Below are 22444 nucleotides of genomic sequence, written 5' to 3'. Positions count from 1 at the left end.
CGGTGCTGTGAGTCCGCGGTGGCACCGGGCGGATCCCCCGCTGAGGGCCGCCGCAGAGATCAGATCCGGGACACCCGCCTCAGGGATCACACCGCGCGGACCACACCACAGCGACGATCGGTACCGATCACACGACGGCGAGGATCGGTACCGGTCACACCACGGCGAGGATCGGGCGGCCGCTGGAGTGCGCCACCGGGAGCGTCACCGTGAACACCGTCCGGCCCGGCACGCTCGCGACCTCGACCGTGCCGCCGTGCGCGGCCACCACGGCCTGCACGATCGCCAACCCGAGGCCGGTACTTCCGGCGGCCCGTGAGCGCGAGGCGTCACCGCGCGCGAACCGCTCGAAGACATGCGGGAGCAGCTCGGCCGGAATGCCGGGCCCGTCGTCCTGCACCTCCAACTGCACGACACCGCCTCGAACGCCGCCGCCCTTGGGGGCACTACCGTCGACGCCTCCGTACGCGCCCGCCTGCCCCGCGGTGCGCACCCGCGCCGTGACCGTCGTCCCCTCCGGAGTGTGCGTACGGGCGTTGGCCAGCAGGTTCACCAGAATCTGGTGCAGCCGGCCGCCATCGCCGTACACCAACGCCGGCTCTTCCGGCAGCTCCAACCGCCACCGGTGGCCGGGCCCGGCCACACGCGCATCGCTGACCGCATCCACCACCAACGGCGAGAGATCAGTGCTCTCGTACGAGAGCGGGCGCCCGGAGTCGAGACGGGCGAGCAGCAGCAGGTCCTCCACCAGCCCCGTCATCCGCTCCGCCTCCGACTCGATCCGCCCCAGGGCGTGCCGGGTCGCCGGCCCCGGCCGCTCGTTCCCGCGCCGGGTCAGCTCGGCATAGCCCCGGATCGACGCCAGCGGTGTACGCAGCTCATGGCTGGCGTCGGCGACGAACCGCCGGACCCGCATCTCGCTCTCCTGGCGGGCCGAGAGCGCCGAGCCGACGTGCCCCAGCAGCCGGTTCAGCGCCGCACCGACCTGTCCCACCTCCGTACGCCCGTCCGCCTCGGACTCCGGCACCCGGACGTGCAGCACCACCTCGCCCTGGTGGAGCGGGAGTTCGGAGACACGGGTGGCGGTGGCGGCGACCCGGCGCAGCGGCCGCAGTGCGAAGCCGACCATGGTGGAGCCGGCGATACCGGCCGCGACCAGCCCGGCGACCGTCACACACTCCTCGATGACCACGAGCCTGCCGACCGTGTCCTGGACATGGCCGAGCGGCAGTCCGAGCAGCAGCGAACCGTCCTTGGTGGACCGCACGCGATAGTCACCGAGCCCGGGGATCTCAGCGGTGTGCGGCCTACCGTCCCGCGGCACCGCGTTCAGCGCCCTGACCTGGCCCCGGGTCAACCACGCCAATCCCTCGCGCGGATCCCGGCTCTTCGAATCGCTCAGCCTCTGACCGAAGTCGACCCTGCCGTCGGGTCCGACCAGCGCCCCCACCGTCCCCAGCGGCTGGCCCCCCATCGCCACGAAGTCGAGCGGTCCGCCGCCCGGAGGAGCGTGCGACCGCAGCCCCTGCGCCCGCCCGACGGACCCCTCCAGTTGCTTGTCCAGATCCCCTTGCAGATAGGAGTGCAGCGCGATCGTCGTCACCACTCCGATGACGGTCCCGACGACGGCGATCAGCGCGACGGCCGACACCACGAGCCGCGCCCGAAGCGACCAACGGCGCCGGGGACGGGGACGGGACTTGCCGCTCACCACCCGCCTTACCCGACCGGCTTGATCAGGTAGCCCGCACCCCGCCGGGTGTGGATCATCGGCTCCCGCCCCGCGTCGATCTTCCGCCGCAGATACGAGATGTACAGCTCGACGACGTTCGCTTGGCCGCCGAAGTCATAGCTCCAGACCCGGTCGAGGATCTGCGTCTTGCTCAGTACCCGCCGCGGATTGCGCATCAGATAGCGCAGCAACTCGAACTCGGTGGCCGTCAGATGGATCTCCCGGCCGTCCCGCCACACCTCATGACTGTCCTCGTCGAGCACCAGATCACCCACGGTCAACCGCGATTCGCTGCGTGCTGCGGCCGCCCCGGCCCGCCGCAGCAGGCCCCGCAGTCGCGCCACCACCTCTTCCAGGCTGAACGGCTTGGTGACGTAGTCGTCGCCCCCCGCCGTGAGCCCGGCGATCCGGTCCTCGACCGCGTCCTTGGCGGTCAGGAACAGCACCGGCACGTCCGGGAGTTCACGCCGCAGTCGCCCGAGCACCGTCAGGCCGTCCATGTCGGGCAGCATGACGTCCAGCAGCACCGCGTCCGGCCGCCAGCTGCGGGCGCTGCGCAGCGCACCCGCGCCGTCCCCCTCCGACCGGATGTCCCAGCCCTCGTAGCGCAGCGCGAGCGACAGCAGATCGGCGAGCGAGGACTCGTCGTCCACGACCAGCACCCGTACGGGGCTGCCGTCGGCCCGCAACAGCTCCGGCTGCTTCCCGGGCGCGCCCCTGGAAGACGAGGCCGCTGCCGGCGCACGAAGGGAGGCTGAGGACGACGAAGTCACGGTCATGCCGCAGAGCTTGACCCACCCCCGTGAGAGCTTCCTTTCCCCTTTCTGTGAATCTCCTGAGAAACCGCTTCGGGTGTCTCCCGAGAACCCAGTCCGCGCATCTCGCGAGAAGCCACCTCCCCCGTGCCGCTATCCCCCTGTCCCCGCCGCAACGGACCTGGTCCGCCCCCCGCGCGGTCCACGTCGATCACCACTTCCCCAGCCTCGCACCCACCACTGACAATCCCCCTGACCAGTACTTTCCCTGTCCCACGGCCCCTCCCCGCCCGCGCTCCGCCCCACCCCGTTACCGTCACCTCCATGAGACTCATCGCCCTCTCCGGCAGCCTGCGAGCCCGCTCGTCCAACGGGGCGGTACTGCGTTCCGCCCTCGGCTTCTGGGACGGGCCGGCCGCCACCGCGGACATCGGCGCGCTGCCGCACTTCAACCCCGATCTGGACGGCGAGGACGCCACTCCCCCCGCCCCCGTCGCCGCCCTGCGCAAGGCCGTTGCGGCCGCCGATGCGCTGCTCCTCGTCAGCCCCGAGTACGCACATGGGGTCCCCGGCGTCCTCAAGAACGCGCTCGACTGGCTGGTCAGCAGCGGCGAATGCGTCCACAAGCCGGTCGCGGTGCTCACCGCCTCCCCGTTCCCCACCGGCGGCGACCACGCCAACGCCCAGCTCCGCGAGACCCTGCGCATGATGACCGGCGAGGTCGTCACGGCCGCCTGCCGTGAAGTCCCCGCCATCGGCCCGAAGATCGACGCCGCCGCCGAACGGGTCACGGACGAGCCCACCCTCGCCGACCTGGCGACAGCCATGGCTCACCTCGCCGCGGCCGTCACCGTCCCGTCCACCCCTGATCCGGCCTGAGGCACCGGGGGATCCGGTCTCGAGCCCCGGGCCCTGCCCGCCCGCCCCCTCACACGCCGAACAGCCGCGCCGCATTCCCGTAACAGACCCCCCGCAGCCACTCCTCCCCCAGCTCCAACGGGGTCAGCGCCTCCAGCGCATGGGCGTACCCGTAGGGGATGTTGGGGAAGTCGCTGCCGAACAGCACCCGGTCGCCGAGGTCCGCGAGCCGGCCGCGTTCCGCTCGCGGAAAGGGTGCGTCCCGCTCGGAGAAGTCCGTGAAGGCCATCGTCGTATCGAGGTGCACACCCGGATAGCGCTGCGCGAGGTCCAGGAAGTCGGCGTACTCCGGCATCCCCATATGCGCGATGATCAACCGCAGTCGAGGGTGTCGGGCCAGCAGCCGCGCGATCGGCTCGGGCCCGGTGTGCTTCCCCGGCACGGGCCCCGACCCGCAGTGGACGACCACCGGCACACCCGCCTCCGCCACGGGGCCCCACACCGGGTCGAGCAGCGCATCGGCCGGGTCGTACGCCCCCACCTGCACATGCGCCTTGAAGACCCGTACCCCGTCGGCCAGTTCGTCCCGGACATAGGCCGCGGCCGCCTCCTCCGGGAAGAACGTCGCGGTCCGCAGGCAGTCGGGCGTACGGGCCGCGAACTCGGCGGCCCATCCGTTGAGCCACTGCGCCATCCCCGGCTTGTGGGGATAGATCATCGACGTGAACGCCCGTACGCCGAAGCCGCGCAGCACCGCCAGCCGCTCGTCCTCCTCCAAGCGGTACTCGATCGGCCATCGTCGGCCCACCAGCGGCCCGGCGGCGTCGAAGTACGCCCAGACCTTCGCCATCACCCGCGCCGGCATGAAGTGGGTATGCACATCGATCAGCCCCGGAAGCCCCAATCCCCGCCAGAACGCACCGACCCGCTCATCACCGTCCGCCACTGCGGCCCCTCCCCGACTCCCCGACGCTTCCTGCCCTCTCGCAGGCCACCCACTTCCAGACCTACCAGCCCTACCAGGCCCTCCACCAGGCCCACCAGTGCCAGTCCGGCCCACTGGCGCCACTGCGGCCCACCAGCCCACTAGTTCCACCAGTCCCCGACAAGCCCTGCCCCTGCCCCTGCCTGGCCTGCCCACCCTCCCGCGGATCAGAACAAACCCTCCTGCTCCCCCTCCCGCTCCCTCATCCGGGATGCCGCCGCCCGGACCGGAACGGTCGTCACCCGCCCCGAGGCGGCCCCCAACACCCACCCCGACAGCCCCCTGGCATCCAGCACCGCAACCACCCCACCAGCCTCGCCACCGGCCGCTCCGCCGACCACCTCAGCCGCCCCTCCCCCGGCCTCTCCGACCGCCTCCCCGGCCAGCCGCAGATACACATCCGAGCCCACCCCGGCCAGCACCTCCCCCACGATCTCCGCACCCGCCGTCATCCCGCCCAGCTCCGCCACCTCAGGCGGAACACGGCCGAGCCCGAACAGCTCCGTATGGTCCGTACAGGCGAACGCCACCGGCTCCAGCGCCTCCGGCCAGCCCGCCAGTTCTCGTGCTCTGCGGTGCAGTTGGGCCAGTTCGGCGGCCCGCTCAGATACGGGCGGCAACGCCCCGCGCGCCGCCCGCTTCGCCGCCTTCGCGAACCGGTCGGGCACCGCCAGCGCGCTCCCCAGCAGCGCCTCCGCCCGCCGCGCCGCCATCAAGGGCCCGCGCCCCAGCCAGGCGTACGCGATGGCGCCCTGCTCCACCAGGCGCGCCGAACCGCGCTCGGCGGCCGTGATCCCCGCCTTGAGCAGACCGGGACCGAAGTACGCGAGATAGACGCCGTACGGACGCGGATCGTCGGCCATGGTGTCGGCGGCCACCGACCGCGAGCGGTCCAGCTGCGCACAGCGCGCGCACTGGTCCTTGGCGCTCGCACCGTCGAGCACCGCCGCATACGGGCAGACGATCCAGCCCCCGGCCCGCCGCACCCCCAGGCAGCGCCGCTCACCCTGCGCGGCGAACGCCAGCCGTTTGCCCGCGGGGAGCATGCTGACCCGCTCCTCGCCCCGCTCGGCGCAGTACCAGCCGAGCCGCTGCCCGAACGGCCCCTCCGGCCCCGGCACCGACCCCGTCCGCCTACCCGACCCGCCGCCTGACCAGCGAGGTCCCGTACACCGCCACACATCGCCAGCGTACGACCGCCCACTGACAACGTCCCGCCATCGCACCCGTCGCCGCCCGCCCAGCCCCCGGGCCGCGCCGGTCCCCCAAGCTCACGCCACCAGCCCACCCCTACCGCTACCGGCCCCAGCCCCTCGAAAGGTGCTCCGATACGCCCGCGGCGACACCCCCAACGCCGACTGGAGATGCGCACGCAGCGAGGCCGCCGTCCCGAAGCCCGCCTCCGCCGCGATCCGGTCCACCGTCAGCTCCGTCTCCTCCAGCAACTGCCGTGCCCGCTCGATCCGTTGCTGGGTCAGCCACTGCAGCGGCGAGACCCCGACCTCCTCCCGGAAGCGCCGGGTGAAGGTCCGTACGCTCATCGCCTCCCGCGCCGCCAGCTCCCGCAGGCTCAGCGGCCGGTCCAGGTGCTCCAGCGCCCAGGCCCGCGCCGCCCCCGTGGAGGACACCTGCGGCTCCGCCATCGGCCGCCGGATGTACTGCGCCTGACCGCCCTCCCGGTGAGGCGGCACGACCGTCCGCCGCGCGACATCATTGGCCACCGCCGCCCCGTGGTCACACCGGACCATGTGCAGACACAGATCGATCCCCGAGGCGACCCCGGCCGCCGTCAGCACATCCCCCTCGTCCGTGTACAGCACCTCCGCGTCCAGCTCGACGGCCGGGAACAGCCGGCGGAAGTCGTCCACCGACCGCCAGTGCGTGGTCGCCCGCCGCCCGTCCAGCAGCCCGGCCGCGGCCAGCACGAACGCCCCCGTGCAGATCGACGCGACCCGGGTCCCGGGCCGGATCCGCCGCAGCGCGTCGGCCAGCTCCGCGCCCAGCCGCCCGGCACACTGCTCCTCCCCCGGTCCGTAGTCCGCGTTGGCCGCCGGTACGACCACGGTGTCGGCCTCCGCCAGCGCCTCCGGACCGTGCGCGACGTTCACCGTGAAGTCGGTGTCCGTACGTACCTCCCCGGGCCTCAGCGCGCAGGTCACCAGCTCGTACAGCGGCTCCCCGGCGGCCGACCGGGCCTCCCCGAAGATCCGGTGCACGATCCCCACCTCGATCGGCAGCATCCCGTCCCGCACCAACACGGCCACCCGATGCCGCCGCCCCTCACCACCTTCAGCAGCCCCCTCCACCACACCACTCACACCCGTCACACCACTCACGCCACCCACACCCATCACGCACCTCTCTCGCCCCACATCCCATGGGCCGACCCCCACGCCCCGCACCCCATGGCCTGATCCTTGCACTCTATGACCATCCGGCCACTCGTGCGCCGCCCCGCTCACCCCGGACAGTGGACGCCATGAAGGTCCTCTGGCTGTTCGCGCACCCCGACCAGCGCTCCCTGAGCGGCGCCCTCAAGACGGAGGGCCTGCGCACCCTCGAATCCCACGGCCACCAGTACCGCGTCTCCGACCTGTACGCCATGAAGTGGAACCCGGTGGTCGACGCCCCCGACTACGACCACGACCCGACCGACCGCCTACTGGTCGGCGAGGCCTCCGAACGCGCCTACGCCAACGGCCACTTGAGCCCCGACATCGCCTCCGAACAGCAGAAGCTCACCTGGGCGGACACTCTGATCATCCAGTTCCCCCTCTGGTGGTACGGAATGCCGGCCATCCTCAAGGGCTGGTTCGACCGCGTCTTCGTCAAGGGCTTCGCCTTCGGCCTCACCGACCCCGCCACCGGCCGCCCCCGCCGCTACGGCGACGGCCGACTCACCGGTAAGCGCGCCATGGTCATCACCACCGCCGGCGCCCGCGCCGCGACCCTCGGCCCGCGCGGCGTCAACGGCGACCTCAACGACCTCCTCTTCCCCCTCCAGCACGGCACCCTCTGGTACACCGGGGTCTCCGTCGTCCCGCCCCTCCTGATCCCCGGTGCGGACCGCGCCGCCCCCACCGCCTACGGGACCGCCGCCGCCCGCCTACGGGAGCGCCTGCGCACCCTCCCCACCACCGAGCCGCTCCGCTTCCGGCACCAGAACACCGGCGACTACGACGACGGCCTCCTCCTGCACCCTCACCTGGCCCCGACCCCCACCGGCCCGGCCGCCCACTACACCGCCCCGCCACCCCCGACCCACGACTGAACGCAAAAAAGGCCGTAGGCCCAGCGGATCTGAATCCACTGGGCCTACGGCATCAGTAGCGGGGACAGGATTTGAACCTGCGACCTCTGGGTTATGAGCCCAGCGAGCTACCGAGCTGCTCCACCCCGCGTCGGTTCCCCGAACACTACGCGACTCTCGCCCCAATGCCTAATCGTTTCCCCGAACCACCCCGGCACGCCCCGCCCACGCCCCCCGACACCCGCACCGCCCCGTGTACCGCTCTCTGCCACTGGCAGCCTCCGTGAGCCGTCGTTGCCGTCAAGGTTGCCGGGACAGCACACCTAGGCGGCACCCCCCGTGGAGCCCACCGCTGTTCGCGCCGCCGCCACGAACGCGCCGATCGCCGGGTGCGTGCCGCCGCCCGAGCGGAAGGCGACCTTCGAGCGGCGGAAGAGGGGCAGCCGGGTCAGGACCACGCCGTCAGGGGCGTGCGCAGTGGCCATCTTCGGTACGAATCCGGCACCTTGCCCGATGGCGGCCAGCGCCAGGACCGTACGGAAGTCGTTGACCTGATGGCGGATGCGCGGCTGGAAACCGGCCGCCTGACAGGCGCGTACGGCCATCGCGTGACCGGTCGTGCCGTCCCGGGCCGTGATCCACGGGGACGTGGCCCACGGTCCGAGCAGCTCCGCCAGCGTGTCGCCGCGGGTGGCGGCACCGGCTGCGGGAGCGCTGTCGGTGGCCAGGTACATCGGCTCCTTCAGCAGGGGCACCTGGTCGACCGTGGTGTCCGGTGACGCGGGCACGAAGTCGTAGTCGTGGACGAGGGCCACGTCGAGTTCGCCGGCGCGCAGGCCGTCGGAGACCCGCGCCGAGTCGATCTCCTGCACCATCGGTTCCAGCGCGGGATGCCGCCGGGCAAGCTCGGCCAGCGTGGCGGGCACGATCGCGGGGCCGCCGGAGGGAAACGTCCCGATCCGCAGCGGCCCGCCGATGCCCTCGCGCGCCCCGGCCAGCTCCGAGACCGCCAGTTCGAGGCGTTCGAGGACGGCGTCGGCGTGGGTGACGAGGGTGCGGCCCGCGGGGGTGAGCACCACCCGTCTGCCGCTGCGTTCCAGCAGGGGCACGCCCGCCTCGCGCTCCAGCACGCCCAGCTGCTGGGAGACGGCCGAGGCGGTGAAGGTCAGCGCCTCGGCCACGGCCGCGATGGTGCCGCGCCGGTCCAGTTCGCGCAGCAGGTGGAGACGTCGAACATCGAGCATAAGGTGAGCTTACGTATCAGCGTAGGAATGCGAAATGGATCTACTGGGTCCGTGTGGGACAGGCTGGGGGCATGAAGCCCGATGCGATCCTCACCGGCCTGTTTGTCCCCTTGGTGACCCCGTTCACCGACGACCTGCGCCTCGCCCCGGACGCCCTCGCCCGCCTCGCCGACGAGGCGCTGTCGGTCGGCGGTGCTCGCGGACTCGTTGCCCTCGGCACCACCGCGGAGGCGGCCGTGCTGACCGCCGAGGAGAAGCGGGCCGTGGTCCGCGTGTGCGCGGCCGCCTGCCGGGCACACGGGGCTCCGCTGATCGTCGGCGTCGGCACCAACGACACCGCCGCCGCCATCACGTCGCTGCGGGAGCTCGCTCAGAGCGGTGACGTCGCCGCGGCGCTGGTTCCCGCGCCGCCCTACACCCGGCCCGGCGAGGCGGGGACGCTGGCGCACTTCACGGCGCTCGCCGAGCACGGCGGCCTGCCGCTGGTCGTCTACGACATCCCGTACCGCACCGGCCAGACCCTCAGCACCGGCACGCTGGACGCGCTCGGGCACCTGCCGGCGGTCGTCGGGGTCAAGTACGCGACCGGCGCGATCGACGCGGCCGCGATGGAACTGCTCGGCTCGCCGGCGCCGGGCTTCGCGGTGCTCGGCGGCGACGACGCCGTCATCTCGCCGCTGCTCGCGGCGGGCGCCGACGGCGGCATCCTGGCGTCGGCCAATGTCCGCACCGCCGACTACGCCGAGCTGATCTCGCTGTGGCGGCGCGACGCCGCCGGACCGGCCCGCCGGCTGGGAGCCGAGCTGGCCCGGCTGTCCGCCGCGCTCTTCGCCGAGCCGAACCCGACCGTGATCAAGGGGGTGCTGCACGCACAGGGCCGTATCCCCAGCCCGGCCGTCCGGTTGCCGCTGCTGGCCGCCTCCGCCGATTCGGTCCGGCGGGCGGCGGCCCTGGCCACCGACCGGACCCACCAAGCCCGCCAAGGGGCCGCGGCCTGACACCGGCCCGTGGGCCCTGGGGGAATCCGGTGGACTCCGATGGAAACCTGCTCGGCGACGTCAGCGCACCCGCCCACGCCGACCTCGCCAAACTGCTCGACGCCGCCGCCGACGCCCCGAGCGCCGAGGTGACCCGCGTCCAACTCGTCGACGACCTCAAGCGGCAGCTCGACGACGGCAGTTCCCGTGCGGCCCGCGACCCGTTCCGGGCCGGAGCCGTCTACACCGACTTCGACTCCGTACCCCACGCCTTCGGCCTGGCCGCCACCGCGCAGCTGTACCACCGTGTGACCGGGGACTCCCACTACGAGGCGTTCGCCACCCAGCAGCGCAACTGGACGCTGGGCGCCCACACATGGGGGTCCCCCTTCGCAGCTCAAGGACCTCAACTCCTTGCCCACCATGCGCAAGTGCCCGACCGGCCAGGGCAACCCCTTCGCCGCCTTCGACGGCCACGGCTACATGGACCACGTGGGCGCCTGGCAGACGGTCGAATCCGCCGACGACTTCACCGCCACAGCCCTCCTCTCCTTCACCCTCTCCGCCGCACCTCAGACCACCGAGACCGACCCCAGCCGAGGGCACAACGGCACAACGGCACACACGTGACAACGCCCCACTCCTCACGGCATCACCGCTGACAGCGGACTCCTCGGCCGATTTGCCACTTCATCGGCAGTCCGCCCCGGGCGAAGCACGTCGCGACGGCCACCCGAGACCGTAGGGACGGCCATCGCGGCTGCACATCCCCGACACCACGAAGAACAGAACGCCCATCGAGCCGCGGAACCTGAACCGGTGCTTCGAGGCGCTGTGCGCCCGTGCCGAGGTCCGAAGAGTCCGCTTTCATGACCTGCGCCACACGTGCCCGTCACTGCTCCACGAGCAGGGCGCCGATGCCCGCATGATCAGGAAAGTCCTGAGCCACAGCTCGATCCGCGTGACCGTGGACCCATCACCACAAACACCAGAGGCCCCGTCGATCTCTCGACGGGGCCTCTGGCCTGCTGTGCGCTCGGCAGGATTCGAACCTGCAACCTTCTGATCCGTAGGATCGGGCACCACGCCATGAGGAGCGCAGACAGCCTCAAGCTTCGGTCGCTCAGGTTAGCGATCATGCGCGTCTGTGTGTCGTCGTTGCCGTCGGAGCTGCCGTCAGCTGTGAGCAGTAGCCTCACTGCAACGGCGACAGCGCATACGTACGCTGCGAGGGCGCCAAGCCACCTCTGCTGGCGTGGCTGGCCTCCGCGACCGCCTCATGCTCGTCTCATGGCCAGGCCGTGGACGACAGCTGGCCGTGAGGGCCAGCCACCTTGGTTGTCGCATGTTTGCGGCGGTGGGCCGGGTCAAGCACCAAATACCTCGTCGGCGCTGCGGGGCTCTGTGCGGGGCTGCTGGTTGAGCTTGTGGCGCGCGATGGAGGAATGCCGGTAGACCTCCTTGCGGGCCCGCATGATGTTGCCCAGGGGTGCGTGCTCGGCGGTGACCCGCCAGGGTGTGAAGGACAGTGCGTCCATCTTCTCCAGGTTGTCCGGGCCTGAGATGTCCTGCTGCGGCAGCCGCAGCTTGGCCACCGTGACGAGCGGCGACAGTTGCTCGGGCCACTCCACGGTGACGTCCTCCACGGGCATGCGCTCCAGGTCGGTGCAGAGCTGGACCTGGATGTCGAAGGCGTAGGGCCGCTCCTGCAGCTCGGCTTGCAGGGCCGGTCGGAAGACCTCCGGTGCGGAGGTCGTGTCGATAGTGCGCCGGACCACTGCTGCGGCGGAGTGCGGGTCGGGGGCGATGCGCACCTTGGCGATGTAGTCCCCGTGCCGGACGGCGCCCATGGTCCAGTAGCTTGACAGCAGTACGTTGACCGGGGGGATCTTGGACAGGCTGAGGAAGGCCAGGAACTCGTCCCATGCCCAGTTGCCCTGGTCGAGGGTTCCTTTCCCGGTGACGAACTCGGTGAAGAAACGATGTGCGCCGGGTCGGCCCTGGGAGAAGTAGGCCGGCGCGTTCAGGAACAATTCCTGGATGAACAGGTAGTGGTCGACTGTATTGCAGAAGAAGATCGGTGCGTTGATGTTGGCGTAGTCGAAGGTGCCGGTGTCCGGTTCGTCTTCCAGCAGGGTCGGGCCGTCGATGCCGAAGATCTTCAGTGCCAGTCCGGTGGCGCTGCCCAGTCGCGCGTCGGCTCCGGCGAAGGGCGAGCCGTTGGAGAAGCGGATGAGCGCATCGTGGGTTCCCGGCGTCGCGTAGATGCCTTGGGCGTACTCGGGGGGAAGCCCGTCCAGGATCTCCACTTCCCCTCGGACCAGCCCGTAGCCCTTGGCGTGGGCGTCGCGCAGGGCCCGTCCGGTGCCACCGGTCTTCACTGACTCGGTGATGTAGCTCTCGGTCTTTGCGATCACCGTCTGGAGGTTCTGGTCGAAGTGCGGGTCATCGTCTTCGACGTCCAGCGTGTAGGGGACGAACTGTGTTGCCATGGCTTCGACCTCTCTCGAAGACCGTGATGGGACCTCAGGGGGTAGGAATTGCCCTCAGTCCTTCAGTTCGGCAAGCCAGCGCAGGGCGCGCAGGCCCGGCAGGAAGCAGTACTCGCCGCCGCGGGTGGCCACGAAGCTGGGCAGGTTCTGGAGGCGACGCCGGACCGGCTTCTCCGGGATGGTGGCGCTGCCGGTTCCGCCGTGATGCCCGGCTACCGGGTCCTTCTCGCCGGGGTGGCTGATGAAGTTGCCGTCGTTGACCCATTCGGCCTTGATGAATTCGAATTGCCGCTCTAGGTGCGCGCCGATGAAGACTCCGACCAGGCCGCGGTCGGCGCCGTCGTCTTCCAGTACGCCCTCGGGCAGCGGTGGGCCGTAGGTGGTGCCGCGGCGGATGAGTCGGTGCATCCGTGCGTCGCCGATGATGGTGGAATCGCGGGGGTTGGTGCGCCGGATGTGCGCACCGGCGGGGCACCGGAAGCCGCGATCGTCGTTCTCCCGGTACAGGAAGTTGTTGACGCGGTGCGGATCGGCCGCCAGCTCCGGGTCATCGTGGTCCGGGGTCAGGGTCAGCGGCGCTCCGCTGGGCCAGCGCCCGACCATCTTCGCCGCCAGGAGCGCCTCCTCCTCGGCGCTGGAGGTGTTCGCACGCAGGTACTGCCGCCAGGCCGCCACCTTGGTGTGGACCTTGCGCACGGCCGCGTAGGTCCCGTTGCGCCCCAGCACATCGGGGCTGGGCATGGACGGCAGATTGCCGGTTTCGTCGGGGTAGCCGAGGATGAACTCGCCGGCCTTGATGGGGGCTTCCTGAGGGTTGGAGCCGGGCAGGCCGACGCCCTCGATGTTCGGATGGCTGATGCCGTCGCGGAAGCCGAAGGTGGTGCGCCCGGTCGGGAGCTGGTGGACCTCCTGCTGCCAGATCACCCGGACACCGGGCGTGTCCTCGTAGGCGACGCGCGCCCGCGCCAACTCCCTCTCCAGCTGCGCCGCATCGGGGGACAGGGCGCTCAACGCGATATGGACATCGCCCGTTCCGAACGGTGCCTCCCAGTGAGCCGGGGCACTCTCGCCCACGTCACCGATCCGCTCCGCCCGAGCGGCCATGCCCTCACGAAACGCCCGCGGAAAGCTGTCCAACGACTCCTGGGGCACCCCCAGAGCCTTCAGTCCCTGGTAGGTGAACGCCACCGCCACCCAGGCGTCCTGGCTCCGGTCCGCGCCGCGCAGACCACCCGGGGTCACCGGGAGCAGCCGCCGCAGCAGGGCGCGCCCTGCGTGGCGGTCATCGACGCGCAGGAAGATGAACTTTCCCTCGTACGGCACGGGCCGTGGACGCAGTGCCCCGCTCTGGACGTCGTCGATCTCGACGCGCACACCGGCCGCGCTGCTGCTTGCCGCCGTGTTCATGATCCCTTGTGCCTCCACATCGGGTCTCTGCCTGGGCAGCCCGGCAGAGGCTGGTGCGCGTCCGCCGACGCGGTCCACCGAAGCCGGGTCGGCTCTGAGGTTGGGTGTGTCCGGCTTCTAAGCCGCGGCTTCCTCCATCAGCTTCTGGAAAGCAGGCGAGGCCACCAACTCCGCGTTGGCCGGGTTATCCAGCGCCGCCCGGAACTCAGGGGTGTCCAGCATCTCCTCGAACGCCTCATCCACTCGGTGGTCCTTGAAGATCTGCTGAACAGTCAGGTCGGGATAGGCGCTGACGAAAACACCCGCGGGCGCCTGATGGGCGACGAACCAGTCCTTCACCCCTGGATCGGTGACGCCGGGGAACCCTTCACTGTGCGAGAAGACCTTGTCGAAGCGCTCCCCGACCACCGTCTTGGCGAAGTCGTCGATGTAGGCGTCCCAGGAGCCGTCGAAGACGCTGGCGAACATGAACCGGGTGTCATTGTCGAAGATCACATGCCGTGCGTCATGCAGGGTGCCGATCTGGCGCACCGCCGCATGGACCCTCCCGTCATTCGTCGCGTCGGAGAGCGTGGCGAGGTCCTCACGCAATGCATCGGCCTCGCCCGGCTTGATCTTGGTAAATACGGTGAACTCGCTGCAGACCCCATCCGACCTGCCCGGGCGCTCGGGCTGAGCCGGCTGGGCTGCACCTGTCGTCGCAGTCATCGTGAGGCCCTCCTGGCACGAATCGGCGCGAGAGTCGCCAAGCGCTCAAACATGAGGCGCCATTGCCCTCACCTCTTCATCCTCACTGCCCATGTGCCCCCTCGCATCTCCGGCTCTGGGGGATGCGGAAAGCGGCCTCGGGTGCCGGCTGGCTTCTCCAGTTCCGGGAAGGCAGCACAGCGGGTGGCCGGCACGCAACAGGACGGGGCCTCGCGTTCCAAGGAGCTCGCGACGACAGATCCGCAACGATGCAGGAATATGAGAGGGGATTCCCGAGTACGGCGTCGTCAGCCGCGTAACAGTCCGCCGCTGCACCCTGGCGCCGTCCCGGCCGCACTGTGAGCGCGTTCGCGTCATGCAAGCGCTCAGCCGTCCGGAGCGTTCGGACGGGTGCAGGGCGGGTGCTGATCTCCGGGGAGTTCGCCGTTCAGCGGGGTGCTTCCGGGGATGCGGCGACCGCACCGGGCCCGGGGCACGCACACAACAGACCCGCGGGTGCCCGCCCAGGCGATCGGAGCACCCATCTCCCGCCAAGCCTGGCTCGACCTGATCATCGCCCGGGCCCACCCTGGAGGTAACCATGGGCAAAGTTCTCGGTGACGTGCTGGGTCTTGCGGCCGGCGTTGCGATCAGCCCGCTGCCGATCATCGCAATGATCCTCGTTCTCGCCACGCCTCGGGGACGTCTCAATGGACAGCTGTTCGCCGTCGGCTGGATCCTGGGACTTTCGGTGCTGGGTGCGGTGATGCTGGCGATCGCTTCCCCTGCAGGTGCCTCGGCCCACCATCACCCGGCCACCTGGGTGGGAGCTCTCAAGCTCGGTTTGGGCGTGCTCCTGGTCCTCTTCGGTGCCCGGCAGTGGCACCGGCGCCCGAAGGATCCCTCGGAGGCCCAGCTGCCGAAGTGGATGGGCGCGATCGACCGCCTCACACCGGTCAAGGTCTTCGGACTCGGACTGGCCCTGGCCGCGCTCAACGCCAAGAACGCCCCGCTGACCATCGCCGCGGGCGCCTCGATCGGCTCGGCCGGACTGCCGGTCGGGCAGCAGATCGCGTCGCTGGCGATCTTCGTCCTGATCGCCACCCTCGGCCTGCTGGCCCCACTGGGAGTCTTCCTCATCGGAGGAGAGCGAGCGAAAACCACGCTCGGCAATTGGAAAGACTGGGCAGCCCAGCACAACGTCGCCGTGATGGCGGTCCTGTTCTTCGTTCTCGGGTTGAAACTGCTCGGAGACGGCATTTCCATCCTCGTCTCCTGACGAGCTTGCCCACGCGTGGCGGTGTGGTCCGATCACACGGCAGTCACGGCGGCAACCTCGTCTGAAATGGTGGGGCCACCAGACGAGCGGGGCGCATTTCATGCACTGAAAGACGCATAGCGAACGGGATCACGGACTCGCGGCACTACGTCTTTCGCCCCGACAGTGCGACCTACGTTGGGCCTCCGACGGAGAAGAACGAGTCCGACCGCATCGAATGGATCCCGCTTGCCGACGTGCGAGGCATAATCGACCGTCGGGAGATCGTCAGCAGTGGTTCGCTCGTCGCGTCCTGTACGTGCTGATGGACGAATCGATTCGCTGAGGGGCACCGCAGCGTGTCCCGGAGGCCGTTGCCGTCGCTGCGCCGTAGGAGGTCAGCCGAGATACGGCCGCTCACGGTGTTCCAGAAAGTGACGGAGCCGGAGCCTCTGCGTGTGGTGCATCGGCAGCTGGTCAAGCTCCTCGGGCTGGACGAACCGCAGTTCCGTGGACTCGTCCGAGATCGCCAGTTGGCCGCCGAGCACGTGGGCCGTGAAGCAGACGTTGAACTGTCTGCGTACCTCGCCGTCCGAGTAGGCGATGATGTGGCGAGGGTCGGTGTACGTGCCCACGAGCCCGGTGATCTCGACGTCCAGGCCCGTTTCCTCCTGCACTTCGCGGACGGCCGTTCCCGGGAGTGAATCGGTCATCTCCATACCGCCACCTGGCAACGCCCAGAGATCGTTGTCGCGTCGGCGCTGGAGGAGAATGCGCCCCTCCTCGTCGGTGACCACGGCGGAGGCGGCGACCACCAAGCTGTTCGGCTCAGGTGCCGCAGGATCGTCGTAGTACTCGGTCCGTGCCATGGTCACCCTTCTCGTATCGGCGTCGCGGTCTCCCATACCGCGTCGAAGCTGGCGGCGTAGGTGTCGAACATGCCGCCTTCTCCGCTTCGCCGAAGATGCCACACTTTGCCCCTTCGCCCGCCTTCCAGGTTGCTGTGGCCGACGGTAAGGCGTCCAAGGTGGAGGACGGAGACTACGCCGAGGTCTCGGACCGGCTTTTCGCCTATGTCGGTGACGACCTGGCGGACGCGAACAAACTGTTCAAGCGCATGGTGGAGCTTCGCCGTGCCCGGATGGCTGCCATCCGCGATGTGCTCGGCGAGAAGAACATGTGGAAGGTGGGTCCCCAGCCTCACTGGCCGCTGACCATTCTGATCATCGACGAGGCCCACACCTATTTCCGCGAGCACAAGGGCAGCGACAAGAAGACCAAGGACCTCGCTGCCCTGGCACAGGAGAACACCCGACTCGTGGAAGACGTGGTGAAGAAGGGCCGCAGCGTCGGCATCGTGGTCATCCTGCTGCCCCAGAAGGGCACCGGCGACGCTCTGCCCACGTCGATCCGCGACGTGTGCCCCGTCGCTCTGTCCTTCGCACAGAAGGCCATCGAGGCAGCCGTGGCCGGCCTTGGTGACGACATCCGCAACTGGCCGGACTACAGCCCCGTCGCACTCCTGGACCCGGCTTACGTCGGCGTCGCCGTGATGGGCATGCAGGGCAGTGCTGGATTCACCCGGGTCCGAACTCCCTACACCTCCGACACGGATGCCGCACGCATCGCCCGCCAGACCGCACACCTCACCCGCGACCCCATGGACCTCCTCATCGCTCACACGAGCCTGAGCCTGTCGAAGGCCACCGACCGGTCCGATCTCTCCAGCGAGGAACCCGACACGCACTGACCCACCCCTGCGTATCAACTCTCTCTGGAGGTAGGTGAATTACCTGTGACGGAAGACCGGATCACGCAGCGCACGGTCACCATCGTGATGATCGTCATCGCCGCTCTGGCGTTCGTGTTCAGCTTCGGCAATGTCTGGGCCCTGGCCATCCGTCTCGGCGTGCCCCAGCCGGTAGCCCCGCTCATCGCCCCGATGGTGGACCTCTCTGTGGTTGGGCTCCTGGTCGCCCTGCGCTACTTGTCCCTGCGCGGCGTCCCGGCCGACAAGCTGAAGTCGGCAACCCGGCTCATGCACCTGTCCGGCCTGCTCACCCTCGGCCTCAACGTCGCCGAACCCATCCTGGCCGGACACTACGGACGTGCTGCTGTGGACGCAGTTGCCCCGCTCCTCCTGCTCGGCTGGGGCAGCGCCGGTCACCAGCACCAGCTGCCCGCCGAACCGGCACCGGACACACAGCCTTCGACCAACCCCCGTCGGGTCACGTCAACCCCCGAGGAACCGGCCTCGGTTGAAGGGCCGACCATGCGGGCGCCCAGCACCCCAGCCCCAATGGCTGTACCCCTGCCCCTCCTGAAAGCCGCACGGTCCGTGGCTGCCGACCACCGCGAACGGCACGGCCAGCACATCACCCCGGCCCAACTCCAAGCCCGCCTCGGCGTCGCCCTGCCCCTTGCTACGGCCGCGCACGCCCAGCTCACCGCCTGAGCCGACGGCGCCTGGCCCTCCTCCCCTCTTTCTGCACCTGGCCCCATGGGCCCGGTCCGCCATGCCCCGGGGCATCAGCACACCACCTCTGCTCCCGCCCCGGGGCCCGAGAAAAGGCTCCCGCCATGACACAAACCCCTCCCCTCGGCGCGGCCCTGACCGACCTCCTCGGCCTGGCCGCAATGCCCGACTTCGACTGCCTCCAAGGCCAGATTGAACGCCTCGCCGGCTGCACCCGCCCCATCGAGATCAACGGCTTCAGCGCCACCGTCAACAAGGAAACCGGCGAGGCCCTGCACGTCTTCAACACCGACGACGAACCCACCGGCCGCCTCCTGGTGGCCTGCGGCAACCGCCGCGCCTCCCGATGCCCCACATGCGCCGAGACCTATCGCCGCGACACCTTCCACCTGATCGCCACTGGCCTGAGCGGTGGCAAGGGCACCCCCGAAACCGTCGCCACCCACCCCCGGGCATTCGTCACCCTCACCGCCCCATCCTTCGGCCCCGTCCACCACAAGATCACCACCAAGAGCGGCGCTCTCCAGCCCTGCCGCTGCGGCCAGACCCACGCTCCCGGTGACCCTCTGATCGGCAGCCCCCGCAACCCCGACACCTACAACTACGAATCCGCGGTGCTCTGGAACGCGCACGCCGCCAAGATCTGGGCCCGCTTCACGACCCACCTGCGCCGCGAGATCGCCAAAGCCGCGGGCCTCAGCCAGCGCGAATTCCGCGACCACGCACGGCTGTCGTACGCGAAGGTCGCCGAGTATCAGGCCAGGGGCGCTGTCCACTTCCACGCCGTGATTCGCATCGACGGCCCCGATGGCTCGACCACCACCCCGCCGGCCTGGGCCACCACCGAGCTCCTCACCAATGCGGTGAAAGCTGCTGGCGAGAGTGCCGAAGTCCCCGGCCCGGAGATCGACGGCAACCGGCGCCTCTTCTCCTTCGGAGGCCGCCTGGACGTACAGCCCATCCGCACCCGCGACTTCGACGGCGACATCGAGATCACAGACCAGTCGGTGGCCGCGTACATCGCTAAGTACGCCACCAAGGGCGCCGAAGCCGCCACCGACGCGATCGACCACCCCTTGTACTGCCCCACCTGCCAGGGCACCGGCTACCACGGCGGCTACCGCTGTACCCGCTGCGACGGCTCCGGCGAAGGACAGCCCATTGACCACCTCGTCGTCACCGACCACGCCAAGCAGCTCTTCCGCAGCTGCTTCGATCTCGGCGGACGGGCCGAATACGCGCATCTCCTGCTGCGCAAGTGGGCCCACATGGTGGGCTTCCGCGGCCATTTCTCCACCAAGTCCCGCGGCTATTCCACCACTCTCGGCGCACTCCGAGACGTGCGCAAGGCATGGCGCATCCAGCAGTCCCGCGCCGCCCTCGGCCTGCCCGAGAACACCACCCTCGTCATCGAGTCCGCCTGGACCTTCCTCGGCAGCGGCTACAGCCCCGGCGAAGAGCTCCTCGCCGCACAGGTCCGCCACGAAAACGCCCTCGCCAGGCAGCTCAAGTACGAGGGGGCCGACCGCGAATGACTCCAGCCGTACTCAACGTCGATCAGGTGGCCGCTCTACTCGGAATCAGCCGCTGGAAGGTCTACGACCTGATCCGCTCCCGCGAACTCGCGTCCTTCACGGTCGGCCGCTGCCGCCGCATCAGTGAGTCCGCCTTGGACGCCTACATATCCCTCCGCACAGAACAGGAAGCTGCCTGATGGCCGCCAATCCGAAGAAGAACGCCAACAACGAGGGCACCATCTATCAGCGCAAGGACGGGCGCTGGGAAGGCAGCGCGTACGTACTCACCAGTGACGGTACGTACAAGCGGCGGAGTGTCTACGGACGGACCTGGGACGACGCGCACGAGAAGCTCACCAGGCTCAAGGCCGACTCCCTGAACGGTCTCCCGGTCGCGACCAGCAAGATCACACTGAGCGCGTACCTGACGTACTGGCTGACCAACGTCGCCAAGGGCAAGGTCCGCCGGACGACCTACGTCAACTACGAGTCGCTGGTCCGCAACTACATCACTCCGGACTTCGGCAAGAAGAAGCTGGCCCGTCTCACTGCCCGCGACATCCGCGCCTTCCTCACCAAGACGGCCGCCACCTGCCAGTGCTGTGTACAGGGGAAGGACAAGAACCGCCCGAAGCACAAGCAGCGGTGCTGCGCTCTCGGCAAGTGCTGCAAGAAGCTCCCGTCTGACCGGACCGTGCGCTTCCTGTTGGTGCTCCTGCGTGCCGCCCTCCAGCACGCGGTGCGTGAGGACGAGCTGCCGCGCAACGTGGCCCGAAACGTCGAGCTGGGCATGGGCACGAAGCGCGAGATCGAACCGCTCACGGCAGAGGAAGGGCGCCGGCTCCTGGCGGCGGCTCGATCCAACCGGCTGTGGGCCGCGTACGAAATGGCGGTCCGCATCGGCCTGCGACGCGGTGAGGTGCTGGGCCTGCGCTGGTCGGATGTGGACCTGTACGAAGGTGTCGTCACCGTCCGCCAAGCGCTTCAGCGGGTCGGCGGGGAGTTGCTGATCGTCGCACCGAAGACGCAGCGCTCGGCCCGGCGCGTGGCGCTGCCGTCCGAGTGTGTGACGGCGCTCCGCGCTCAGCGCGCCCAGCAGGTCGCCGACAGGGAGGCCGCCGGCGACGCCTGGAAGGGGAACGGGCACGACCTGATCTTCACCACGAAGAACGGAACGCCCATCGAGCCGCGCAACCTGAACCGGTCCTTCGAGGCTCTGTGCGCCCGTGCCGAGGTCCGAAGGGTCCGCTTTCATGACCTGCGTCACACATGCGCGTCGCTGCTCCACGAACAGGGCGCCGATGCCCGCATGATCATGGAAGTCCTGGGCCACAGCTCGATCCGCGTGACCATGGACATCTACACCTTCGTGCGGCTCGACTCCCAGCGCTCCGCCTTCGACCGCGTCGGGAATGCGCTGAGGGGTGACGCCAACCCACGGGACGACGACGGTGGCGCGGCTGGCGTCCCAGTGACCGCCTGATCCACTCCACGCCAGCGCTCGGAGGCGGTTGCCGTCAATCACTGCCGTCACCACAAACACCAGAGGCCCCGTTCGATATCGAACGGGGCCTCTGGCCTGCTGTGCGCTCGGCAGGATTCGAACCTGCAACCTTCTGATCCGTAGTCAGATGCTCTATCCGTTAAGCTACGAGCGCTTGGCTTTCCGGCGGTTTTTCTTGCCGGTCGGCGTTGCGGGAACAACATTACATGACCTGCGCCGTGAGGCGAAATCCATTAGGCACACCCCATCTGACCTGCGGAAATGTGTTTGTGACGGCTGCTGGCGGCTGCCGGGGCCGGGGGGCGTCCTCGATGGTCTGGTCGAAGTTCGGGCGGGTGCAGTCCTCTTCGCGGCGGCCCGGGTCGGCAGGGCCCGCAGGCTCGCAGCGCCCGGCTCGAGACGCCGGAGTCAGTGATCACGTTGCGCGGTCCCAGGACGTCGGTGACCCAGGGCTCGTAGTGCGCGGTGCGGGATGTCAGGCGTCGGTGATCATGTCGCGCACTGCCGGCGGCAGACACGTCCAGCCCAGCCCCGCGCCCCCAGCTCGCGCCCCGACATCGCCCCACCCGCCACGCAAAAGCGCTCAGGCCCCGGTCTGAGTGACCAGGGCCTGAGCGAAGAAGAGCGGAGGCGGAGGGATTTGAACCCTCGATGGGGGGTAAGCCCCAAACCGCATTAGCAGTGCGGCGCCATAGACCGGACTAGGCGACGCCTCCACACACTCCACATGCGCGCACGCACGCTGTGGTGTGTCCAGATGATGGCACAGCTCCAAGGGCTGTCACCAATCGCCCCCTACGGTACTAGGCGCGCGGGCCACCCGGCAAAGACGTTCCTGCGGCGCAACGTCGGGGGCGGCGGCGCGTTAGGAGTGTTGGGGCCGTGGCGACACGCGTGTCGTGCGCCCCCGGCGCGTACGTATCGCGTACCGCCCCGCACTCGCCTCTCTGGAGCCTGTGATGCCCCATCCCCGGATCCCCTCCCTCATCGTCACGGCCGCCACCGCCGCACTGGCCCTGGCGTCGGCCGCCGCGTCGGCCGCCCCGATCCCGCTGCCGCACCACCGGTCCGGCGACGGCATGAGCGGTGCGAGCCACCACGGACGCGCCGGCCACCCGACGCCCACCGACATCACCAACGGCACCGGCGTCGGCAACATCAACAACATCACCAACGTCTCCGACATCACCCGCATCGCGGACGGCGTCGGCGACCTCGGTGTTGTCGATCGGCAGATCGACCAGGAGATCGGCCGGCAGATCCGTCAGCGTGGGCACCACGTGCACAAGGGGCACCACGGAC

21 protein-coding genes, 3 tRNA genes and 2 pseudogenes are annotated in these 22444 nt (G+C 69.7%); 12 read left to right on the top strand and 14 right to left on the bottom strand.

Translation table 11 applies throughout. The features are described from left to right. Positions 1–154: 154 nt before the first annotated feature. Both WAB15_RS22100 and WAB15_RS22095 read right to left on the bottom strand, forming a co-directional pair. Positions 155–1654 carry a sensor histidine kinase gene (locus WAB15_RS22100; RefSeq protein WP_407287300.1) on the bottom strand — a complete coding sequence of 500 codons (1500 nt, stop codon included), beginning with the start codon at positions 1652–1654 and terminating at the stop codon, positions 155–157. Between the two features lie 65 nt (positions 1655–1719). Continuing rightward, positions 1720–2421 (bottom strand): response regulator transcription factor, encoded by a 702-nt coding sequence (locus WAB15_RS22095; protein WP_399146078.1) that lies wholly within the window; start codon positions 2419–2421, stop codon positions 1720–1722. Positions 2422–2811: 390 nt separating this feature from the next. On the opposite strand from WAB15_RS22095, the gene WAB15_RS22090 reads away from it, so the two are divergent. After that, a complete protein-coding gene (locus tag WAB15_RS22090; RefSeq protein ID WP_407287299.1) occupies positions 2812–3366 on the top strand; it encodes an NADPH-dependent FMN reductase in 555 nt (184 codons plus the stop codon). A gap of 49 nt (positions 3367–3415) precedes the next feature. Here the strand turns inward: WAB15_RS22090 and WAB15_RS22085 are convergent, their stop codons facing one another. The 3 genes from WAB15_RS22085 to WAB15_RS22075 form a co-directional block, all read right to left on the bottom strand. Further along, on the bottom strand, positions 3416–4291 hold the full coding sequence (locus WAB15_RS22085) for an amidohydrolase family protein (RefSeq protein ID WP_407287298.1): 876 nt from the start codon (positions 4289–4291) through the stop codon (positions 3416–3418). Between the two features lie 206 nt (positions 4292–4497). Beyond that, positions 4498–5376, bottom strand: a complete 879-nt coding sequence (locus tag WAB15_RS22080; RefSeq protein WP_407289268.1) for a DUF2797 domain-containing protein — start codon at positions 5374–5376, stop codon at positions 4498–4500. 225 nt (positions 5377–5601) lie between these two features. Continuing rightward, positions 5602–6681, bottom strand: coding sequence for a GlxA family transcriptional regulator (locus WAB15_RS22075; RefSeq protein WP_407287297.1), 1080 nt, complete (start codon positions 6679–6681; stop codon positions 5602–5604). Positions 6682–6809: 128 nt separating this feature from the next. Between WAB15_RS22075 and WAB15_RS22070 the strand changes: the two genes are divergently transcribed. After that, the gene (locus tag WAB15_RS22070) at positions 6810–7601 is read left to right on the top strand and encodes an NAD(P)H-dependent oxidoreductase (RefSeq protein WP_407287296.1); all 792 of its coding nucleotides are present in this window, start codon (positions 6810–6812) and stop codon (positions 7599–7601) included. Between the two features lie 56 nt (positions 7602–7657). On the opposite strand, the gene WAB15_RS22065 is transcribed toward WAB15_RS22070, so the two are convergent. Both WAB15_RS22065 and WAB15_RS22060 read right to left on the bottom strand, forming a co-directional pair. Then, positions 7658–7731: transfer RNA gene (locus WAB15_RS22065), tRNA-Met, on the bottom strand. Between the two features lie 172 nt (positions 7732–7903). After that, positions 7904–8824: a LysR substrate-binding domain-containing protein gene (locus WAB15_RS22060; RefSeq protein WP_407287295.1), complete on the bottom strand. Its 921-nt coding sequence runs from the start codon at positions 8822–8824 to the stop codon at positions 7904–7906. A 71-nt stretch (positions 8825–8895) separates the two neighbouring features. Here WAB15_RS22060 and WAB15_RS22055 point away from each other — a divergent pair, with 71 nt between their 5' ends. The 3 genes from WAB15_RS22055 (at position 8896) to WAB15_RS22045 (ending at position 10867) form a co-directional block, all read left to right on the top strand. After that, positions 8896–9822 (top strand): 4-hydroxy-tetrahydrodipicolinate synthase family protein, encoded by a 927-nt coding sequence (locus tag WAB15_RS22055; protein WP_407287294.1) that lies wholly within the window; start codon positions 8896–8898, stop codon positions 9820–9822. A 393-nt stretch (positions 9823–10215) separates the two neighbouring features. After that, positions 10216–10431, top strand: a complete 216-nt coding sequence (locus WAB15_RS22050) for a hypothetical protein (protein ID WP_407287293.1) — start codon at positions 10216–10218, stop codon at positions 10429–10431. 130 nt (positions 10432–10561) lie between these two features. Further along, entirely contained in the window at positions 10562–10867 is a 306-nt protein-coding gene (locus WAB15_RS22045) for a tyrosine-type recombinase/integrase (RefSeq protein WP_407289267.1), read from the top strand. Positions 10868–11168: 301 nt separating this feature from the next. Here WAB15_RS22045 and WAB15_RS22040 read toward each other — a convergent pair whose 3' ends face one another. The 3 genes from WAB15_RS22040 to WAB15_RS22030 all read right to left on the bottom strand — a co-directional run bounded on the left by WAB15_RS22040 (position 11169) and on the right by WAB15_RS22030 (position 14408). Next, entirely contained in the window at positions 11169–12293 is a 1125-nt protein-coding gene (locus WAB15_RS22040) for a catalase family protein (protein ID WP_407287292.1), read from the bottom strand. Positions 12294–12347: 54 nt separating this feature from the next. Then, positions 12348–13700 (bottom strand): Dyp-type peroxidase, encoded by a 1353-nt coding sequence (locus tag WAB15_RS22035; protein WP_407287291.1) that lies wholly within the window; start codon positions 13698–13700, stop codon positions 12348–12350. A gap of 117 nt (positions 13701–13817) precedes the next feature. Further along, positions 13818–14408 (bottom strand): hypothetical protein, encoded by a 591-nt coding sequence (locus WAB15_RS22030; protein WP_407287290.1) that lies wholly within the window; start codon positions 14406–14408, stop codon positions 13818–13820. 580 nt (positions 14409–14988) lie between these two features. Between WAB15_RS22030 and WAB15_RS22025 the strand changes: the two genes are divergently transcribed. After that, positions 14989–15666: a GAP family protein gene (locus WAB15_RS22025; RefSeq protein WP_407287289.1), complete on the top strand. Its 678-nt coding sequence runs from the start codon at positions 14989–14991 to the stop codon at positions 15664–15666. A 119-nt stretch (positions 15667–15785) separates the two neighbouring features. Next, positions 15786–15991: pseudogene (locus WAB15_RS22020) on the top strand (NUDIX hydrolase); the annotation flags it as partial. A gap of 52 nt (positions 15992–16043) precedes the next feature. Here the strand turns inward: WAB15_RS22020 and WAB15_RS22015 are convergent. Further along, positions 16044–16514 (bottom strand): NUDIX domain-containing protein, encoded by a 471-nt coding sequence (locus WAB15_RS22015; RefSeq protein WP_407287288.1) that lies wholly within the window; start codon positions 16512–16514, stop codon positions 16044–16046. Positions 16515–16516: 2 nt separating this feature from the next. Next, positions 16517–16618: pseudogene (locus WAB15_RS22010) on the bottom strand (XRE family transcriptional regulator); the annotation flags it as partial. 54 nt (positions 16619–16672) lie between these two features. On the opposite strand from WAB15_RS22010, the gene WAB15_RS22005 reads away from it, so the two are divergent. From WAB15_RS22005 to WAB15_RS21985, 5 genes are all read left to right on the top strand, one after another. Further along, complete coding sequence (locus WAB15_RS22005; RefSeq protein ID WP_407287287.1) at positions 16673–17395, top strand: hypothetical protein; 723 nt, start codon at positions 16673–16675, stop codon at positions 17393–17395. A gap of 45 nt (positions 17396–17440) precedes the next feature. Further along, positions 17441–18100, top strand: a complete 660-nt coding sequence (locus tag WAB15_RS22000; RefSeq protein ID WP_407287286.1) for a DUF2637 domain-containing protein — start codon at positions 17441–17443, stop codon at positions 18098–18100. A 125-nt stretch (positions 18101–18225) separates the two neighbouring features. Continuing rightward, positions 18226–19656, top strand: a complete 1431-nt coding sequence (locus tag WAB15_RS21995; RefSeq protein WP_407287285.1) for a replication initiator — start codon at positions 18226–18228, stop codon at positions 19654–19656. Next, complete coding sequence (locus WAB15_RS21990) at positions 19653–19835, top strand: helix-turn-helix domain-containing protein (protein ID WP_407287284.1); 183 nt, start codon at positions 19653–19655, stop codon at positions 19833–19835. The genes WAB15_RS21995 and WAB15_RS21990 overlap by 4 nt, the downstream gene beginning before the upstream one ends. Continuing rightward, positions 19835–21121, top strand: coding sequence for a tyrosine-type recombinase/integrase (locus tag WAB15_RS21985; protein WP_407287283.1), 1287 nt, complete (start codon positions 19835–19837; stop codon positions 21119–21121). Before WAB15_RS21990 ends, WAB15_RS21985 begins: the two co-directional genes overlap by 1 nt. A 102-nt stretch (positions 21122–21223) precedes the next feature. On the opposite strand, the gene WAB15_RS21980 is transcribed toward WAB15_RS21985, so the two are convergent. Continuing rightward, positions 21224–21296 (bottom strand) — tRNA-Arg (locus tag WAB15_RS21980). 471 nt (positions 21297–21767) lie between these two features. After that, positions 21768–21858, bottom strand: a tRNA-Ser gene (locus WAB15_RS21975). Between the last annotated feature and the right edge of the window lie 586 nt (positions 21859–22444).

This window comes from Streptomyces sirii, from assembly GCF_045690365.1.
GTDB classification, from domain to species: Bacteria; Actinomycetota; Actinomycetes; order Streptomycetales; family Streptomycetaceae; genus Streptomyces; species Streptomyces sirii.
Note: the sequence above shows the minus strand (reverse complement) of the source record. Positions and strands in the feature narration are given on the sequence as shown.

Excerpts from the sequence above, each read along its gene's own strand:
- WAB15_RS22060 (WP_407287295.1), bottom strand. The coding sequence starts at position 8,824 with ATGCTCGATGTTCGACGTCTCCACCTGCTGCGCGAACTGGACCGGCGC.
- WAB15_RS22025 (WP_407287289.1), top strand. The coding sequence starts at position 14,989 with ATGGGCAAAGTTCTCGGTGACGTGCTGGGTCTTGCGGCCGGCGTTGCG.
- WAB15_RS22040 (WP_407287292.1), bottom strand. The coding sequence starts at position 12,293 with ATGGCAACACAGTTCGTCCCCTACACGCTGGACGTCGAAGACGATGAC.
- WAB15_RS21990 (WP_407287284.1), top strand. The coding sequence starts at position 19,653 with ATGACTCCAGCCGTACTCAACGTCGATCAGGTGGCCGCTCTACTCGGA.
- WAB15_RS22090 (WP_407287299.1), top strand. The coding sequence starts at position 2,812 with ATGAGACTCATCGCCCTCTCCGGCAGCCTGCGAGCCCGCTCGTCCAAC.
- WAB15_RS22080 (WP_407289268.1), bottom strand. The coding sequence starts at position 5,376 with ATGCTCCCCGCGGGCAAACGGCTGGCGTTCGCCGCGCAGGGTGAGCGG.
- WAB15_RS22075 (WP_407287297.1), bottom strand. The coding sequence starts at position 6,681 with ATGGGTGTGGGTGGCGTGAGTGGTGTGACGGGTGTGAGTGGTGTGGTG.
- WAB15_RS21985 (WP_407287283.1), top strand. The coding sequence starts at position 19,835 with ATGGCCGCCAATCCGAAGAAGAACGCCAACAACGAGGGCACCATCTAT.
- WAB15_RS22035 (WP_407287291.1), bottom strand. The coding sequence starts at position 13,700 with ATGAACACGGCGGCAAGCAGCAGCGCGGCCGGTGTGCGCGTCGAGATC.
- WAB15_RS22070 (WP_407287296.1), top strand. The coding sequence starts at position 6,810 with ATGAAGGTCCTCTGGCTGTTCGCGCACCCCGACCAGCGCTCCCTGAGC.
- WAB15_RS21995 (WP_407287285.1), top strand. The coding sequence starts at position 18,226 with ATGACACAAACCCCTCCCCTCGGCGCGGCCCTGACCGACCTCCTCGGC.
- WAB15_RS22055 (WP_407287294.1), top strand. The coding sequence starts at position 8,896 with ATGAAGCCCGATGCGATCCTCACCGGCCTGTTTGTCCCCTTGGTGACC.
- WAB15_RS22030 (WP_407287290.1), bottom strand. The coding sequence starts at position 14,408 with ATGACTGCGACGACAGGTGCAGCCCAGCCGGCTCAGCCCGAGCGCCCG.
- WAB15_RS22015 (WP_407287288.1), bottom strand. The coding sequence starts at position 16,514 with ATGGCACGGACCGAGTACTACGACGATCCTGCGGCACCTGAGCCGAAC.